16 protein-coding genes are annotated in these 14,858 nt (G+C 71.1%); 2 read left to right on the top strand and 14 right to left on the bottom strand.

Annotated features, from left to right (window positions below):
• Positions 1–15: 15 nt before the first annotated feature.
• Positions 16–921, top strand: a complete 906-nt coding sequence (gene dapD, locus OM076_RS32605; protein ID WP_270044333.1) for a 2,3,4,5-tetrahydropyridine-2,6-dicarboxylate N-succinyltransferase — start codon at positions 16–18, stop codon at positions 919–921.
• On the opposite strand, the gene OM076_RS32600 is transcribed toward dapD, so the two are convergent.
• The 3 genes from OM076_RS32600 to dapE are packed head-to-tail and all read right to left on the bottom strand — an operon-like array spanning position 893 to position 3,769.
• Positions 893–1,627 (bottom strand): class I SAM-dependent methyltransferase, encoded by a 735-nt coding sequence (locus OM076_RS32600; RefSeq protein WP_270044332.1) that lies wholly within the window; start codon positions 1,625–1,627, stop codon positions 893–895. The genes dapD and OM076_RS32600 overlap by 29 nt on opposite strands.
• Positions 1,620–2,741 (bottom strand): pyridoxal phosphate-dependent aminotransferase, encoded by a 1,122-nt coding sequence (locus tag OM076_RS32595; protein WP_270044331.1) that lies wholly within the window; start codon positions 2,739–2,741, stop codon positions 1,620–1,622. The genes OM076_RS32600 and OM076_RS32595 overlap by 8 nt, the downstream gene beginning before the upstream one ends.
• Positions 2,738–3,769 (bottom strand): succinyl-diaminopimelate desuccinylase, encoded by a 1,032-nt coding sequence (dapE, locus tag OM076_RS32590; protein WP_270044330.1) that lies wholly within the window; start codon positions 3,767–3,769, stop codon positions 2,738–2,740. Before dapE ends, OM076_RS32595 begins: the two co-directional genes overlap by 4 nt.
• Before the next feature lie 26 nt (positions 3,770–3,795).
• On the opposite strand from dapE, the gene hflX reads away from it, so the two are divergent.
• A complete protein-coding gene (gene hflX, locus OM076_RS32585; protein WP_270044329.1) occupies positions 3,796–5,109 on the top strand; it encodes a GTPase HflX in 1,314 nt (437 codons plus the stop codon).
• Here hflX and dut read toward each other — a convergent pair.
• The 11 genes from dut to OM076_RS32530 form a co-directional block, all read right to left on the bottom strand.
• The gene (gene dut, locus OM076_RS32580) at positions 5,096–5,551 is read right to left on the bottom strand and encodes a dUTP diphosphatase (protein ID WP_270044328.1); all 456 of its coding nucleotides are present in this window, start codon (positions 5,549–5,551) and stop codon (positions 5,096–5,098) included. The two genes, hflX and dut, sit on opposite strands and share 14 nt — an antisense overlap.
• Positions 5,552–6,070: 519 nt before the next feature.
• Positions 6,071–6,718 carry a PAQR family membrane homeostasis protein TrhA gene (gene trhA / locus OM076_RS32575; protein ID WP_270044327.1) on the bottom strand — a complete coding sequence of 216 codons (648 nt, stop codon included), beginning with the start codon at positions 6,716–6,718 and terminating at the stop codon, positions 6,071–6,073.
• Positions 6,719–6,779: 61 nt separating this feature from the next.
• Entirely contained in the window at positions 6,780–7,772 is a 993-nt protein-coding gene (locus OM076_RS32570) for an ABC transporter substrate-binding protein (RefSeq protein ID WP_270044326.1), read from the bottom strand.
• Positions 7,769–8,539 carry an ABC transporter permease gene (locus tag OM076_RS32565; protein WP_270044325.1) on the bottom strand — a complete coding sequence of 257 codons (771 nt, stop codon included), beginning with the start codon at positions 8,537–8,539 and terminating at the stop codon, positions 7,769–7,771. The genes OM076_RS32570 and OM076_RS32565 overlap by 4 nt, the downstream gene beginning before the upstream one ends.
• Complete coding sequence (locus OM076_RS32560) at positions 8,536–9,231, bottom strand: ABC transporter permease (protein WP_270044324.1); 696 nt, start codon at positions 9,229–9,231, stop codon at positions 8,536–8,538. The genes OM076_RS32565 and OM076_RS32560 overlap by 4 nt, the downstream gene beginning before the upstream one ends.
• Positions 9,228–10,238, bottom strand: coding sequence for an ABC transporter ATP-binding protein (locus tag OM076_RS32555; RefSeq protein WP_270044323.1), 1,011 nt, complete (start codon positions 10,236–10,238; stop codon positions 9,228–9,230). The genes OM076_RS32560 and OM076_RS32555 overlap by 4 nt, the downstream gene beginning before the upstream one ends.
• Positions 10,239–10,299: 61 nt before the next feature.
• Positions 10,300–11,040, bottom strand: a complete 741-nt coding sequence (locus tag OM076_RS32550; RefSeq protein WP_270044322.1) for a type 1 glutamine amidotransferase — start codon at positions 11,038–11,040, stop codon at positions 10,300–10,302.
• Positions 11,033–11,746 (bottom strand): class I SAM-dependent methyltransferase, encoded by a 714-nt coding sequence (locus OM076_RS32545; protein WP_270044321.1) that lies wholly within the window; start codon positions 11,744–11,746, stop codon positions 11,033–11,035. Before OM076_RS32545 ends, OM076_RS32550 begins: the two co-directional genes overlap by 8 nt.
• On the bottom strand, positions 11,743–13,164 hold the full coding sequence (locus tag OM076_RS32540) for a MurT ligase domain-containing protein (protein WP_270044320.1): 1,422 nt from the start codon (positions 13,162–13,164) through the stop codon (positions 11,743–11,745). The genes OM076_RS32545 and OM076_RS32540 overlap by 4 nt, the downstream gene beginning before the upstream one ends.
• The gene (locus OM076_RS32535) at positions 13,161–14,039 is read right to left on the bottom strand and encodes a diacylglycerol/lipid kinase family protein (protein WP_270044319.1); all 879 of its coding nucleotides are present in this window, start codon (positions 14,037–14,039) and stop codon (positions 13,161–13,163) included. Before OM076_RS32535 ends, OM076_RS32540 begins: the two co-directional genes overlap by 4 nt.
• Positions 14,040–14,046: 7 nt before the next feature.
• Positions 14,047–14,841, bottom strand: a complete 795-nt coding sequence (locus OM076_RS32530; RefSeq protein WP_270044318.1) for an HAD-IIA family hydrolase — start codon at positions 14,839–14,841, stop codon at positions 14,047–14,049.
• Positions 14,842–14,858 lie beyond the last annotated feature (17 nt).

Here is a 14,858-nt window from a genome sequence, read left to right as displayed (position 1 = left end):
GACCGGAGGTGTCCTATGAGCGCCTGGGGCGCCGGAATCGCGACATACGCCCACGACAAGATCCTCGAGGTCTTCTATCCCGCGCCGCAGCTCGGCCATGCCGGAGCGCCGCTGGACTTCGAGGAGGTCACCGACGAGCTGCGCGGCACGCGCCAAGCGGCGATCGTCACCACCATCGAGGACCTGCAGGCGCCGCCCAGCGGCACCGCCGACGCCTATCTGCGCCTGCACCTGCTCAGCCATCGCCTGGTCAAGCCCCGCGAGATCAACATGGACGGCATCTTCGGCGCGCTGCCGAACGTCGCGTGGACGAGCCTCGGCCCGGTCGATCCCGCCGACCTGACCCGCGTGCAATTGCAAGCGAGGCGTGAAGGCCGCCCGCTGCAGGTCTTCAGCCTCGACAAGTTCCCGCGGATGACCGACTACGTCACGCCCTCGGGCGTCCGTGTCGCCGACGCCGACCGCGTCCGCCTCGGCGCGCACCTGGCGGACGGAACGACGGTCATGCACGAGGGCTTCGTGAACTTCAATGCAGGGACGCTCGGACACTCGATGGTCGAGGGCCGGATCTCCGCGGGCGTGATCGTCGGAGACGGCTCGGACGTCGGCGGCGGCAGCTCGATCATGGGCACGCTCTCGGGCGGTGGCTCGGAGGTCATCAGCATCGGCGAGCGCTGCCTGCTCGGCGCCAACGCCGGGATCGGCATCTCGCTCGGCGACGACTGCACGGTCGAGGCGGGGCTCTACGTGACCGCCGGAACGCTGATCACGCTGCCCGACGGCGAGGTCGTCAAGGGCCGTGACCTCAGCGGCGCCAACGGCCTGCTGTTCCGTCGCAACTCGCGCACCGGAACGGTCGAGGCGCTGCCGCGCTCCGGCAACTGGTCAGGGCTCAACGCGGCATTGCACGCGAACGACTGACGTCCGTCCGGCCGCGGGCGACGACGGTCCCGCCGTGCTCGACGATCACGGCGTGCAGCGCGCGCTGGAGCTCCGCAAGCGTGGAAGGCTCGAGCATCTGGTGCGCGCTGTAGGTCGCGGCCAGCGCCACCCACTCGTCGGCGCTGTAGGTGCGCACCCACGGATAGACACGGTGCTCGACCCGCGGATCGTCGTCTGCCGTCGCGGTGCGCGAGGTGGGCACGTCCGCCAGCTCGGGCGCGACACGTCCGATCACCGCCTCGAACGCGGACTTCAGCGGCTCGTCGACCTCGTAGTGGTTCCAGAACCGCGCCACGGTCCCGCCCGGCCGCAGCACCCGCCCGACCTTGCGCCAGCCGCGTATCGGGTCGATCCAGTGCCACGCGTCGCCGCACGTGATCAGGTCGAAGGTCCGCCCGCGGTCGTCCCAGGTCTCAAAGCCGGAGATCTCGACCTCGACGCCGTGCTCGCGGGCAATCGACGCCATCCGTGGGTCGAGCTCGACGCCCAGCACGTCCAGCCCTCGGTTCATCAGCTCGCGCGCGACCTTCCCGGTCCCGCAGCCGACGTCCAGCACCCGCCCCGGCTTCAGCGCGGCCAGTTCGTCGAGGAACTCCGGCGCCGACGTCGGGCGGTAGCGATCGTAGAGCCGGGCGATCGACCCGAAGGACTCGGCCCGCTCGCGATTGCGGTACAGCTCAGCCAAGGCCCCGGATGATCTCGGCGGCGCGGGCGCACGCCTCGGGCGGCGGGACGAGCGCGACGCGCAGGTAGCCCGGCGCGCCGAAGAAGGAGCCGGGCGCGACGACCACGCCGGCCTCGAGCCAGCGCGCGGCGAGCGCCTCGGCGTCGGGTCCGGCGTCGAGCCAGAGGAAGAAGGTCGCGTCGCCGCCGGCGTTGCGCAGCCCGAGCGCCTCCAGGGTCGGCAGCAGCGCCTCGCGCTTGGCCCGGTAGCGCTCCCGCACCGCCTCCACGTGCGCCTCGTCGGTCCACGCGGCGATCGCGGCGCGCTGGACGAACTCCAGCGGCGCCACACCCACGTTGGGCCGGTACTTCTTCAGCGCGGCGACGATGTCCGGGTCGCCCGCGACGAAGCCGGAGCGGTAGCCCGGCATCGACGAGCGCTTCGAGAGCGTGTTGAACACCGCCAGGTGGGAGCGATCGGCGATCTGCAGCGCACTGATCGGCGGATCGCCTTCGAAGTAGAGCTCCGAGTACGCCTCGTCGGAGGCGAGGACGAACCCGTGCTCGCGCGCCAGCGCGGCCGCGTGCTCATAGAACTCGAGCGGGGCGCGCGCGCCGGTCGGGTTGTTCGGGTAGTTCAGCCAGAGCACGCCGACGCCCGACCAGTCGACCGTGTCGAGGTCGGGCAGCCAGCCGTTTGACTCCTTCAGCGGCAGCTCGAGCACCGCCTTGCCCGCGAACAGCGCGCCGCGGTCGTACACCGGGTAGGACGGCGTCGGGACGGCCACCACGTCACCGGCGAAGACATTCGCGAGCGCGAAAACGGCTTCCTTGCTGCCGAGCGTCGGGATGACCTCGGTGTCCGGGTCCAAGTCGACACCGAAGCGCCGCGATGCCCAGCCGGCGATCGCGCCGCGCAGCTCCGGCAGCCCGACCGCGCTCGGATACGGCGCCAGCGGCGTGATCGCGGCGGCGAGCGCCTCGCGGATGAACGCGGGCGTCTCCTCGCGCGGCTCGCCCATCCCGAAGTCGATGATGTCGACGCCGGCGGCGCGCAGCCGCGCGCGGGCCTGCTCGAGCCGCACGAAGGGGTAGGTGCCGAGTCCGGCGAGGACGGGGGAGAGACGCACGCTCATCGGCCCAAGGCCTCTAGCACTTCATAGGACCGCGCCAGGGCGGCGATCTCGATCGACTCGTCACGGCGATGCGCCTGGGCGGGTGCGCCGGGGCCGAGGTTGATCGCGGGATAGCCGGCCGCGGCGAACTCGGCGACCGGCGTCCAGGCTTGCTTGGGCGCGACGCGCAGCGCGCCGACCTCGATCAGCCGCCGGGCGACGGGGTGATCGGTCGCGACGGCACCCGAGCCGGAGTTGCCGGTGATCGTCAGCTCGCCCAGGCCGCTGGTCAGCTCGCGCAGCCGGTCCTCGGCCTGCTCGGGCGTCCGTCCTGGCGCGTAGCGGAAGTTGACGTGCGCGGTGCAGGTCTCCGGGATCACGTTCATCGCGATCCCGCCGTCCACGCGCGTGACCGACGCGGCCTCGTAGAACGTCAGGCCCTCGAACGTGACCGGGAGGATCGGCGCCGACGCGAGCGCGGCGATCCCGATCGCGGCGCGGTGGATCGCATTGTCGGCGTGCCAGGGCCGCGCGGAGTGTCCCGAACGCCCGCGGAAGACCCACGTGGCGTTGATGTTGCCCACGCAGCCCGCGTGGATCTCGTTGTCGGTCGGCTCCATCACGACCGCGAAGTCGTAGTCCAGCGTTTCGCGCTCGAGCAGCGGCGTCAGCGCCGACTCGGTCGACGGCAGCTCCTCGCGGGGGAAGAACAGCGCCGCGTACGGCGCCTTCGCGAGCACGAGCTCCAGCATCACCGCCAGCGCCCCCTGCATGTCGCTCGCCCCGAGGCCGTGGACGCGCGTTTCGTCGATCCGCCCCGGCAGGTTGTCCTGCGCGGGCACCGTGTCCAGGTGGCCGGCGAGCAGGACCCGCGGGCGTGTGTCCTTCGGGTAGGCGAGGACGCAGGAGTCGCCGAGATCAACGACCTCCGCGCCGCCGGAGCGCAGCACGGACGCGATATGCGCGGCGAGCGCGGCCTCCCCGTGCGACTCGCTCGGGATGTCGATCAGCTCCAGGGTCCGCGCCGCGAGGCGCTCCGCGACGGGCACGTCTTCAGACTCTAGAATGGAAGGTCTTGGAACGCTCTCGTAACGGCCGCACGGCCGAGTCCCGCTTCGCCCCGCCGCCCGATGCCGGCAGGGCCAAACAGCGCGCTTACTGCATCGCCGCGACACCGGAGAACGAAGACCTTCAGGAGCTCATGGAGCTGCTGCGGACCGCGGGTGTCGCCACCGTCGGAGCCCTCACGCAGAAGCTCGACAAGCCGCACCCCAACCATTACCTCGGCTCCGGCAAGGTCGCCGAGGTCAAGGCGGCGCTCAAGGAGGCCGACGCGAACCTCGTCGTCGCCGACGACGAGCTGACGCCGCGCCAGCAGCGCAACCTCGAGGCCGAGCTCGACGTGCCGGTGATCGACCGCACCGCGGTCATCCTCGACATCTTCGCCGGCCACGCCAACACGGCCGAGGGCAAGATGCAGGTCGAGCTCGCCCAGCTCGAATACAACATGGCCCGCATGCGCGGCCTCTGGACGCACCTCGAGCGCCTCGGCGCCGGGCGCGGCGTCGGCGGCATCGGCACCCGCGGCCCGGGCGAGTCGCAGATCGAGACGGACCGCCGCCTCGCGCGCGACCGGATCACGGTCCTCAAGCGCCGTCTGGAGCAGGTCAAGGCCACGCGCGCGACCCAGCGCGCCGAGCGCGAGCGGGCGCACCTGTCCAACATCGCCCTCGCCGGCTACACCAACGCGGGCAAGTCCACCCTCCTGAACACGCTGACCGGCTCCGAGGTCGGCGTCCGCGACCGGCTCTTCCACACGCTGGACCCGACGACCCGGACGCTCCAGCTGCACGGCCGCACCGTCCTGATGACCGACACCGTCGGCTTCATCCGCAAGCTCCCGCATCAGCTCGTGGACGCCTTCGCGGCCACGCTGGAGGAGACCAAGCTGGCCGACCTCGTCCTGCACGTCGTCGACGCCAGCGCTCCCGAAGAGGAGCTGGTCGCCATGACCCGCGCGGTCGAGGACGTCCTCGAGGAGATCGACGCGGGCTCAAGTCCCCGCATGCTCGTCCTCAACAAGGCCGACATCCTCGACGATGAGCGCCGCCGCGAGCTCAGCTTCCGCCACCCGGACGCCGCGCTCGTGAGCGCCGCCACCGGCGAAGGCCTCGAGGACCTCCAGGAGCGGATCGTCGCCGAGTTCGAGAAGACCCTGCAGGACATCGAGCTGCTCGTCCCGTTCTCGGAAGGCGGGCTGCTGTCCGAGCTGCACAAGGTCGCGGGGGAGATGGAGCGCGAGGACACCCCCGAGGGCGTCCGCGTCACCGCCCGCATCCCGACGGTGGTCGCCGAGCGCTACGGCCGCTACGCGGTCAACGGCCGCTAGAGCCGAAGCCGCCGGTGCCGCGGTCGTCGCCGCCGTCGGGGAGCTCCTCGACGACGACGGGGACCGGTGACGCGAACGGCACGATCAGCAGCTGCGCGATCCGGTCGCCCGCCTCAGCCGAGAACGGCTCGGTGCCGTGGTTGATGAGGATGACCCGCAGCTCGCCGCGGTAGTTCGGGTCGACGAGACCCGGTGCGTTGACGCACGAGATCCCGTGCTTGATCGCCAGCCCGGAGCGCGGGAGCACGAGGCCGCACATCCCCGGCGGGATCGCGACCGCGACGCCGGTGGGCACCATCGCCCGCTCGCCCTGGGCCAGCTCGAAGGGCTCCACGCACGCGAGGTCGTACCCGGCGTCGCCTGAGCGGGTGCGCGCCGGGGGCCGCGCGTCGGGGTGCAGGAGCTGGATCGCGAGTTCGTCGACTGAAGCGATGACGGCCATCGCGAGCAGCTAACCAATCCCGACGGCGGAACGCCGTCGGGACCCCGCAACGCGCGGCGAAATCGTCGACGGCGAGGTGCACGAACGTCAACTGCGCCGGGTGGGGAGGGGGAGTGGCGCGCCCCCCGTCCCGGGCTGCCGTCAGTCCGCCACCCGGCTCGGCTCTGTTGGCCCGATTTGCCGCGCGGGGATACCGACAGTTACGGGCGTGGTACTGAAAGTGTGTCCCGCACACGCCCTTTCCCGGTCGTCATGGTCGACCGTGCGCGTTTGAGGGTCCGCTCGCGAGTCTCGATCAGTTCGCACTGTTCGATGTGGCGCGTTGGTGGGGGTGCGTCCGGAATGTTTCCCCACAGGCAACATTCCGGCAGCACCCCGTCGCAATCCGTGGTCCATCGGGTGATCGGCGTGCGGGAACACCCTCGCGACTCACCGCGACCGCCCGCTCCCTCACCGGACATGCAGTTCGTCATCCCCGCACCGCCCCGCACCCACCACCACCGAAGACCGCTCTCGCCGTCAGGCGTTGTGCATGACGACCCAGCCCGAGATGGCGACGAAGTGCACCACGGCGGCCAGGATCACGAACACGTGGAAGATCTCGTGGAACCCGAACACCCGCGGCCACGGGTTCGGGCGCCCGAGGGCGAAGATCACCGCGCCGGCGGTGTAGAGCACGCCGCCGACGATGATCAGCACGAGCGGCGCGACCGGCAGCGACGCGGCCATCTGCGGGAACGCGACCACCGCGACCCAACCGAGGGCCACGTAACAGGCGGCGCACAGCGCGCGCGGCGCCGTGATCCACGCCACGCTCAACGCGACGCCGCAGAGCGCGCCGGCCCAGACGGTGATCATCACCACCCACTTCGTCGTCCCGGACAGAATGAGCAGTCCGACGGGGGTGTAGGACGCGGCGATGAACACGAAGATCGTGCTGTGGTCGATCCGCCGCAGGATCGGGCGCCAGCGCGGGTTCCAGCGCCAGCGGTGGTAGAGCGCGGAGCCGCCGAACAGTGCGCACAGGCCGGCGCCGTAGATCGCTGCCGACGCGCGCGGCATGCCACCCGGCGTGAGGACGATCAACACCGCGGCCGCGACGAGCGCGCCCCAGAACGCGTACGCGTGAGTCACGCCGCGCAGGCGGGGGATCTCGAAGGCGTCCATAGCCCTCGAGTATCCCCCACACCTCCGCGAAACAGACCCGCGCGGACGAATGTCACATGCGCTACTTCACGAGGCCGGTCTCGGAGAGGTATTCCTTGGCGACCTCGGCGGGGTCCTTCTTGTCGAGGTCGACGCGGGCGTCGAGCTCCTGCATCGCGTCGTCGGTCAGCGGCTTCTGGATCTGATCGATGACCTTCGGCAGGTCGGCGCCGGCCTTGTCGGCCGTCGCGGTCTTCATCAGCAGCGTCGGGTTGTAGGGCGGGAACATGCCCTTGTCGTCCTTGAGCAGGACTTCCTTGTTGCGCTTGATCTGCGGGTCGGTCGTGAAGACGATCGAGACGTCGGCGCGGCCCGACTCGAGCACCTCGTGGCGCTGGGCGGGATCGACGGGCACGAACTTCTTGAACTTCAGCCCGTAGACCTGCTCCAGACCCAGGAGGCAGTCCATGCGCTTGCGGCACTCAGGTGTGCCGTAGAGCGTCAGCTGGTCGGCGACCTTCGAGAGGTCGGAGATGTTCGTGAGGCTGTACTTCGAGGCCGTGTCGGCGGTGACCGCGACCTCGTTGGAGCTGGTGAACGGCGTCGGCGGGAACGCGGTGATCCCGTCGGGGGCGAAGAGGCCCTTGAGCTCCTCGTAGGCCGCCTGGGCGTCGTTGGGCAGGTCAGCCGCGTCCTTCTTGTAGAACGCGGTCAGCGCCGTGCCGGTGTACTCGGGGTAGGCGTCGATCTGCCCGCCCTTGAGCGCGGCGAGCGCCGTGTCCTGATCGCCCAGGTTGAGGTCGGTCGACGTGGTGTACCCGGCCGCGGCGAGGCCCTGGGCGTAGATCTCGCCCAGCACCTTCTGCTCGGTGAAGTTCTTGGAGCCGATCTTCAAGGAGATCGCGCTGTTGGCGTCGTTCTTGGCGATGGCACCGGTGTCCGCGGCCTGGGTGGCCTCGGGGGTGCTGGTCGCGGCGGCGCCGCTGGAGCTGGGCTCGTCGTCCCCGCCGCAGGCGGCGACGAATACGGTCAGGGCCGCCAGAACGGCGGCCAATGCGGTCGTGGATCTTCTCATGGCGCGGTCTGAATCCTCCTCTTGGTTAGACCGAAGCGGGCTCGCGCGCGGCCCTCCTCGCCACGCTGGAGCTTGATGCCGGCCGGCGTCACGGCGCGCTGGACGGCCGACAGGCCGACCTCGGCGCCGATCGCCAGTGCGGCGACGATGATCGAGGCGCCGATCTGGCCCTCGCGCCCGTAGACCGAGAAGGCCACGAGCGGGTCGCCGAGCGTGACCACGCCGACCAGCGGCGCGATCGTGGCGGTGGCGATGACGTTGACGGTCGATGTCTTGATGCCGCCGAAGATCAGCGGCAGCGCCAGCGGCAGTTCGATCGAGCGGATGATCTGGCCGTTCGACATCCCCATCCCGCGCGCCGCGTCGACCGAGTCGCGATCGGTCTGCTGCACCCCCACATAGGCGTTGGTGAGGATCGGCGGGATCGCCAGCAGCGCGAGCGCGAAGGTGACGTTGAGGAACTCGGGACTGCCCGGGAAGAACGCGATGAAGAGCGCGATCAATGCGATGCTCGGCACGGCACGGCCGATGTTCGAGACCGAGATCGCCAGGAAGGACCCTTTGCCGGTGTGGCCGAGGATCAGTCCGAGTGGGAGCGCGATCAGCAACGCCACGCCCATGGCCGCGCCGCACACCTTCAGGTGCTCCCACAACAGCGGCAGGTTGTGCGATCCGCCGACGGGTGACCCGCGCTGGTGCTCGCGCGAGGTGAAGATGAAGGAGATCGCGTCCCCGAACTCGCCCAGAGCGGCGAACGTGAGCGTCATCGAGCAACCCTCGTCCACGGCGTCAGCGCCTTCTGGAGCGCGAGCACGAGGAGGTCGAACACGAGCGCCAGCAGCACGCAGAGGCCGCCCGCGACGACCACGTTGGACTGGAACTGGATGTCGGCGAAGATCGCCCCGCCCAGCCCGCCCGCGCCGGCCAGGAACACCAGCGAGGTGAGGCCGACCGTGGTCGTGACCGCGATCCGCAGGCCCGCCATGATCTCCGGCAGCGCGAGCGGCAGCTCGACGCGCCAGAGGAGCTGGTTCTGCGTCAGACCCATGCCGCGGCCCGCGTCGCGCGCCTCGGCGGGGACGCTGTTCAGGCCCGTGATCACGTTGCGGAAGATGATCAGCAGCGTGTAGGAGACGAGCGCGATCAGCGCGGTCACCTTGCCGCGCCCGGTCAGCGGCAGCAGCAAGAAGAAGAACGCGACGCTCGGAATCGTGTAGAGGATGCCGGTGATCTGCGTGATCGGCGGGACCAGCCAGCGCCGTCGATGGGCGAGCAGCGCGAGCGAGAACGCGATCACGAAGCCGACCACGACGGCGATCAGCGTGAGCTCGATGTGGTCGATCAGCGGCTGCTTGTAGCGGTCGAGGTTGTGGGCGATCCAGCTCGGGCAGAAGCCGTTGTTCTCGACGCAGGAGTCGGCGGCGCTGCGGTCGCCGATCTTGAGCTGGGCGAGGATCACAGGCGTTCCCCGGCGGCCAGGCGGGCGATCGCGTCGACTGAGAGGGAACCGACCGCCTCGCCGTGCTCGTCGACCACGCGGCCGTGCAGCTCGCCGCGGCCGAGCAACTCCGACAGCGCGGTGCGCAACGGCGTGTCGTCCGGGATCTCGATGCCGCCGTTGGCGTTGCCCAGCGCCGAGCGCGGGATCTCGCTCACCCGGATCAGCGAGAGCCGCTTCAGCGCCCGGTCGGCGCCGACGAAGTCGTCGACGAACGCGTTCGCGGGGTTGAGCAGCAGCTCGGCGGGCGGCGCGTACTGGGCGAGCTTGCCGCCGACCTGCAGGATCGCGATCCGATCGCCCATCTTGATCGCCTCGTCGATGTCGTGCGTGACGAACACGATCGTCTTCTTGACCACGGCCTGCAGGCGCAGGAACTCGTTCTGCAGGCGGTCGCGGTTGATCGGGTCGATCGCGCCGAACGGCTCGTCCATCAGCATCAGCGGCGGGTCGGCGGCGAGCGCGCGGGCCACGCCGACGCGCTGGCGCTGCCCGCCGGAGAGCTGCGCCGGGTAGCGCTTGCGCATCTCGGGCGGCAGGTCGATCAGGTCCAGCAGTTCCTCGACCCGCGCGTTGATGCGGTGCTTGTCCCAGCCCAGGAGCCTGGGCACGGTCGCGATGTTGTCGCCGATCGTGCGATGCGGGAAGAGCCCGATCTGCTGGATCACGTACCCGATCTCGCGCCGCAGGTCGTCGACGTCGCGGTCCTTGACGCTGCGCCCGCCGACGAGGATGTCCCCGCTGGTGATGTCGATCATCCGGTTGACCATCCGCATCGCGGTGGTCTTGCCGCAGCCCGACGGGCCGACGAGAACGCAGATCTCCCCGGCGGGGACCTTGAGCGAGAGCGCGTCGACGGCGGGGCTGTCAGTGCCGGCGTACTGCTTGGTCGCGGCCGCGAACTCCAGGTCGATGGCTTCGCGGTAGCCGGACGGCCCCTCGGGCTGGGCGGTGTCGGATCTGGTCAAAGAGGCAATCCCGGGGAGGGGGCGGCGGATGCTACCCCACCGGATTGATGGGCTTCCGCACTCAGAGACCTGCGGCGCGCCGCGCGGCCTGATGTGCTGCGTCTTCCAGCCTGTCGTCGAGTGAGCTGAGCTCCGAGGCGTCCCGTCCCAGCGCGGTGGCGGTGAGCCAGTCGGAGAACCAGCTGTTCTTGGGGAGGAGCGGGCCATGCAGATACGTACCGACGACCGTGCCCTTCGGACCACCGCGGACGCCTTCGAACCCCGAGCGCCCGTCGTTTCCATGACCGGCGAGGACGCGGCCGAGTGGGCGCTCCGACGCTCCCAGGCGGGTCCGGCCGCCGTGATTCTCGAATCCGGCCAGTACCCGCGGCAGCCCGCCGAGGTCGACTTCGATCGCGACGTTGCCGATCAGCCGGGGCCCGTCCTCGCGGACGGTCTCGAGGTCGACGAGGCCGACGCCCGGAAGCCGCTCACCTCCGAGTTCGTACGCGTGACCGAGCAGTTGGTAGCCGCCGCAGACGGCGAAGATCACCTTTCCGGTGGCGGCCGCGGCGTGCAGCGCGTCGCGCTTGACCGTCGCCAGATCCTCGGCGCAGAGCGCCTGGTCGCGGTCCTGGCCGCCGCCGATGTAGAAGAGATCGTGGGCGTCCGGGTCCAGCGGATCGTCGAGGCCGGCGCCGGAGAGCTCGAACCCCAGGCCGCGCCACCCGCAGCGCTTCTGCAGCAGTGCGAGGTTGCCGCGATCGGCGTAGATGTTCATCAGCTCCGGATAGAGCGCGCAGACGCGCAGCGCGTCAGCCACGGAAGACCACCACCTGCGATGCGACGTGCTCGGGCGTCTCGGGGATGTGCAGCAGCTCCTCGGCCTCCAGACCGTGCCGCGCCGCCTCCTCCGCCAGCCCACCGGGCGTGACGATCGCGAGCGTGATGACGTCCTGGAACGCCTCACGCTCGTCGGCCGGGCCGACCATCTGGCGGATGCGCTCGATCAGCACCCGGTCGCCGTCGATCCGGATCGCGATCGGTTGAGAGACGTAGGTCCAACCGCCCGCCTGCCCGAGGTCCGGCGCGGGGAGCGGGGGAGCGCCGTCGTAGGGCTCGAGGTCGGTGGCGATCGCGATCGCCACCCGCCCGCCCGGGACGAGCGCCCGCCGCGCGGAGGCGAAGAAGCCGTCGCGCTCGGGCAGCAGCTGGATCGTCTGCATCGGCACCGCGATCAGGCTGACGGGCTCGGGGAGCGTGAAGTCGCGGGCGTCGGCGGCGAGCGTCGCGACCTCGACGCCCGCCGCGGCCGCACGCTCACGCAGCGCGCCGAGGAGCTCGGGATCGATGTCGAGCGCCGTCACCTGGTGGCCGGCCGCGGCCAGCGGCAGCGAGACGCGCCCGGTGCCGGCGCCGACGTCGAGCACCCCGTGCTCGGCGCCTTCCGCCAGCTCGCCCCAGAGCGCGAGGTCGGCGTCGTAGCGCCCGCATTCCACGTCGTGCCACACCACGTCGTCGAAACTCATCTCCAGTAGGCCTCGAGGTGGCCGCGCTTGGTCAGCACGTCGCGCAGCTCGAGCAGCGCGGTGTAGGTGGGGACGATGTAGAGCGGGCCGTCGCCGTCGGCGAGCGCCGCGTCCAGGCCCTGCTCGACGTCGTCGACGACGTGCAGGCAGGCCTCGTCCATCCCCGCGTACTTCATCCGCAGCGCCAGCTCCGCCGCGCGGGTGCCGGAGCACGTGAAGCGCCGCACGCGTCCGACGAGCAGCTCCCAGTCGGCATCCCACACCCAGCTGACGTCGCGCCCGTCGGCGATCCGGTCGTTGAGCACGCCGAACAGGTCCAGCTCGCCCTCCTCGAGCGCGAGCGTCCGCAGGACCTCGTTCGCGCCCGCCGGGTTCTTGACCAGCAGCAGGCTGGCCTTGCGGCCGCCGAGGTTGAGCGTCTCCGCGCGGCCGAACGCGGGGGCGACCGCCTCCAGCCCGCCGACGACGTCCTCCAGCTCGACCCCGAGCGAGAGCGTGAGCGCCGCCGCCGCGAGCGCGTTGTAGACGTTGTAGAGCCCAGGGAGGGGCAGCTCGATCCGCGCGCCGCGCAGCGTGAACGCGGCGCTGCGGATGCCGCGCAGCTCGACGTCGGTGGCCACGATGGTCGGTTCGGGGCGCGTCTGGCCGCAGTTGGGGCAGCGGTAGTGGCCGAGGTGCGCGAGGTAGACGGCTTCGTAGGTGTACGCGTGCCCGCAGCGGCGACAGTGCTTGGAGTCGCTCGCGTGCTGGAGCTCGGGCAGCGCGAGCGAGTCGTCGTCGACGCCGAAGAAGACCGCGCTGGGCAACAGCTCGGCCTCATCCCACGGCGGCCCGCCGGCGCCTTGCGACGGCGGCGCCTCGTGGACGCGGCCCAGGTCGGCCACGAGTGGGTCATCGGCGTTGAGCACGAGCGTCGTGGCGCCGGCCTGCGCCGCCACCACGACCGCCCAGCGGTCCGCGATCGTCTCCAGCTCGCCGTAGCGATCGAGCTGGTCGCGGTAGAGGTTGCCGAGCAGCATCGCGCGCGGCTCGAGCTCCTCGACGACGGGCCCGAGCCAGAACTCGTCGACCTCGAAGAGCCCGAAGTCGCCGGCGAGCGCCCGCCCACCCTTGCGCGAAGCGTTGGCCAGCGTCGTCGCGATGCCGCCCGCCATGTTCGCCCCGGCGCGGTTGTGGACGAGCCGCGCGCCGGTGCGCTCGAGGATCGAGGCGACCATCGCCGCGGTCGTGGTCTTGCCGTTGGTGGCCGAGATCACGACGCTGCCGCGCTCCAGCCGGCGAGCTAGGCGGCCGATCGCGTGCGGCTCGACGCGGGTGAGGACCTTGCCCGGGAGCGAGGTTCCCCCGCCGCGACCGGCGGTGCGCGCGAGCGTGCCGACCGCCTTCGCGGCGGCCACCCCGGCGGCCAGGCGCATCATCGCGGCGCCACCACCCGCAGCGCCTTCGGGAGCGCGCGGATCGTCGCCGGCAGCTCGGCGATCGGGTCGCCGTCCGCGTAGGCGGTGAACGGGCGATCGGCGCTGAACGTGACCTCGCGGGCCCGGATGAGGCTGACGGCGGGGTCCTGGAAGTGCGTGCCCTTGAACACCCGCGGCAGGCCGCGCAGGTAGGCGCGCTTGGACTGGCGGGCGATCAGGACGATGTCGAGCAGGCCGTCGTCCAGCGAGGCATCGGGCGCGAGGAACATCCCGCCGCCGAACACGCCGCTGTTGCACACCGCCACCGAGTACCCCGGGAAGGCGTGCGGCTCGCCGTCGATGACGACGTCCCAGGCGGCTTCCTTCCAACTCAGGATCGCGCGGAGCACCCCGTAGGTGTAGACGAACGTGCCGAGCTTCAGGCGCGTCTCGAGGGCGATGCGGCTCACTTCGGAGTCGAAGCCGGCGCTGAGGATGCCGAGATAGGTCGTCCCGCCCACCTCGGCCAGGTCGATCGGCCGCTCGACGCCCGTGAGCAGGAGTTTCGCCGCCTCGGCAGGGTCGAACGGGATCTGGAGCTTGCGCGCGAAGTCGTTCCCGCGCCCGCCGGGGAAGACCGCCAGCACGCCCTTGCCGTCGCGCAATTCGCCCGCGATCGCCCCGGTGATGCCGTCGCCGCCCATCGCCGCCACGACCTCGTCCCTGGCGGCCGCGTCGCGCGCCAGCTCGCGGGCGTGGTCCATGCTCATCGTGCGCTCGACGCGGAACTGCCTGCCCTGCGCGCGCAGCTCCGCCTCCACGGTGGGCAGCAGCTTCAGCGCGCGTCCGGCGCCGGCGTGTGGGTTGACGATCAGGCAGACCGGGCCGGAGATCAAGGCCCGCTCACCCTAGTACGAGGTCGCCGAGCGAATCGGCGACGTGGGTGGGGCGGGGCTGTGCGGCATCGGCCTGCTCGCGCGACGTCGCGCCGGTCAGGACCAGTGCCGAGTCGAGCCCAGCGCGGCGCGCGCCGGCGACGTCGACGTCCAGCCGGTCACCCACCCCGAGCGTCCGCCCGCCGTCGAGCCGGTCCAGCGCGGCCGCGTACATCCCCGGCTCGGGCTTGCCGATGACGAAGGTGGCCGTGCGCCCGGAGGCGACCTCGATGGCCGCCAGGATCGCGCCGGTGCCGGGCCAGGCGCCGTCGGGCATCGGGAAGTTCGCGTCACGCGTCGCGCCGATCAGGGCGGCGCCGCGCATCACGGCCTGCGTGGCGACCTTGAGCTCCTCGAAGACGACGTCGTCGTGGCCGGCGACCACGACGACGTCCGCGCGGGTGGCGAACGGCGTGTTGTTGACGATCCGCAGCCCGGCGTCGGCGACATGGTCGACCAGCGCCTGGGCGCCGACGACGTACGCCGTGCCGGAGAAGTTCTCGGCCAGGAAGAACTGCACGGCGGACCCGACCGACAGCACCTCGTCCAGCGACGCCTGGACCCCGAGCTTCCAGAGTTTGCGCACGAATCCTTCTGGTGCGTGCCGGACGTCATTGGTCAAGAAGAGGATCGATTTGCCCGCTTCGCGTAGCGCGGAGACGGCTTCCGCCGCGCCAGGGAGGGCTTCGTCGCCGACCCAGACGCAGCCGTCCAGGTCGAGGAGGACGTTGTCGTACGGACGAACTCGAGGGCTAAGTGTCACGCGGCGGCATTATCCTT

It is taken from the genome of Solirubrobacter ginsenosidimutans (assembly GCF_027587205.1).
The sequence above is the reverse complement of the archived record's forward strand: the minus strand, read 5'-3'. Positions and strand labels throughout refer to the sequence as shown.

What these genes read in the sequence shown, in the direction of transcription:
- OM076_RS32565 (WP_270044325.1), bottom strand. Translation starts at nt 8,539, where the DNA reads ATGACGCTCACGTTCGCCGCTCTGGGCGAGTTCGGGGACGCGATCTCC.
- OM076_RS32570 (WP_270044326.1), bottom strand. Translation starts at nt 7,772, where the DNA reads ATGAGAAGATCCACGACCGCATTGGCCGCCGTTCTGGCGGCCCTGACC.
- OM076_RS32595 (WP_270044331.1), bottom strand. Translation starts at nt 2,741, where the DNA reads ATGAGCGTGCGTCTCTCCCCCGTCCTCGCCGGACTCGGCACCTACCCC.
- trhA (WP_270044327.1), bottom strand. Translation starts at nt 6,718, where the DNA reads ATGGACGCCTTCGAGATCCCCCGCCTGCGCGGCGTGACTCACGCGTAC.
- dut (WP_270044328.1), bottom strand. Translation starts at nt 5,551, where the DNA reads ATGGCCGTCATCGCTTCAGTCGACGAACTCGCGATCCAGCTCCTGCAC.
- dapD (WP_270044333.1), top strand. Translation starts at nt 16, where the DNA reads ATGAGCGCCTGGGGCGCCGGAATCGCGACATACGCCCACGACAAGATC.
- OM076_RS32545 (WP_270044321.1), bottom strand. Translation starts at nt 11,746, where the DNA reads ATGAGTTTCGACGACGTGGTGTGGCACGACGTGGAATGCGGGCGCTAC.
- OM076_RS32540 (WP_270044320.1), bottom strand. Translation starts at nt 13,164, where the DNA reads ATGATGCGCCTGGCCGCCGGGGTGGCCGCCGCGAAGGCGGTCGGCACG.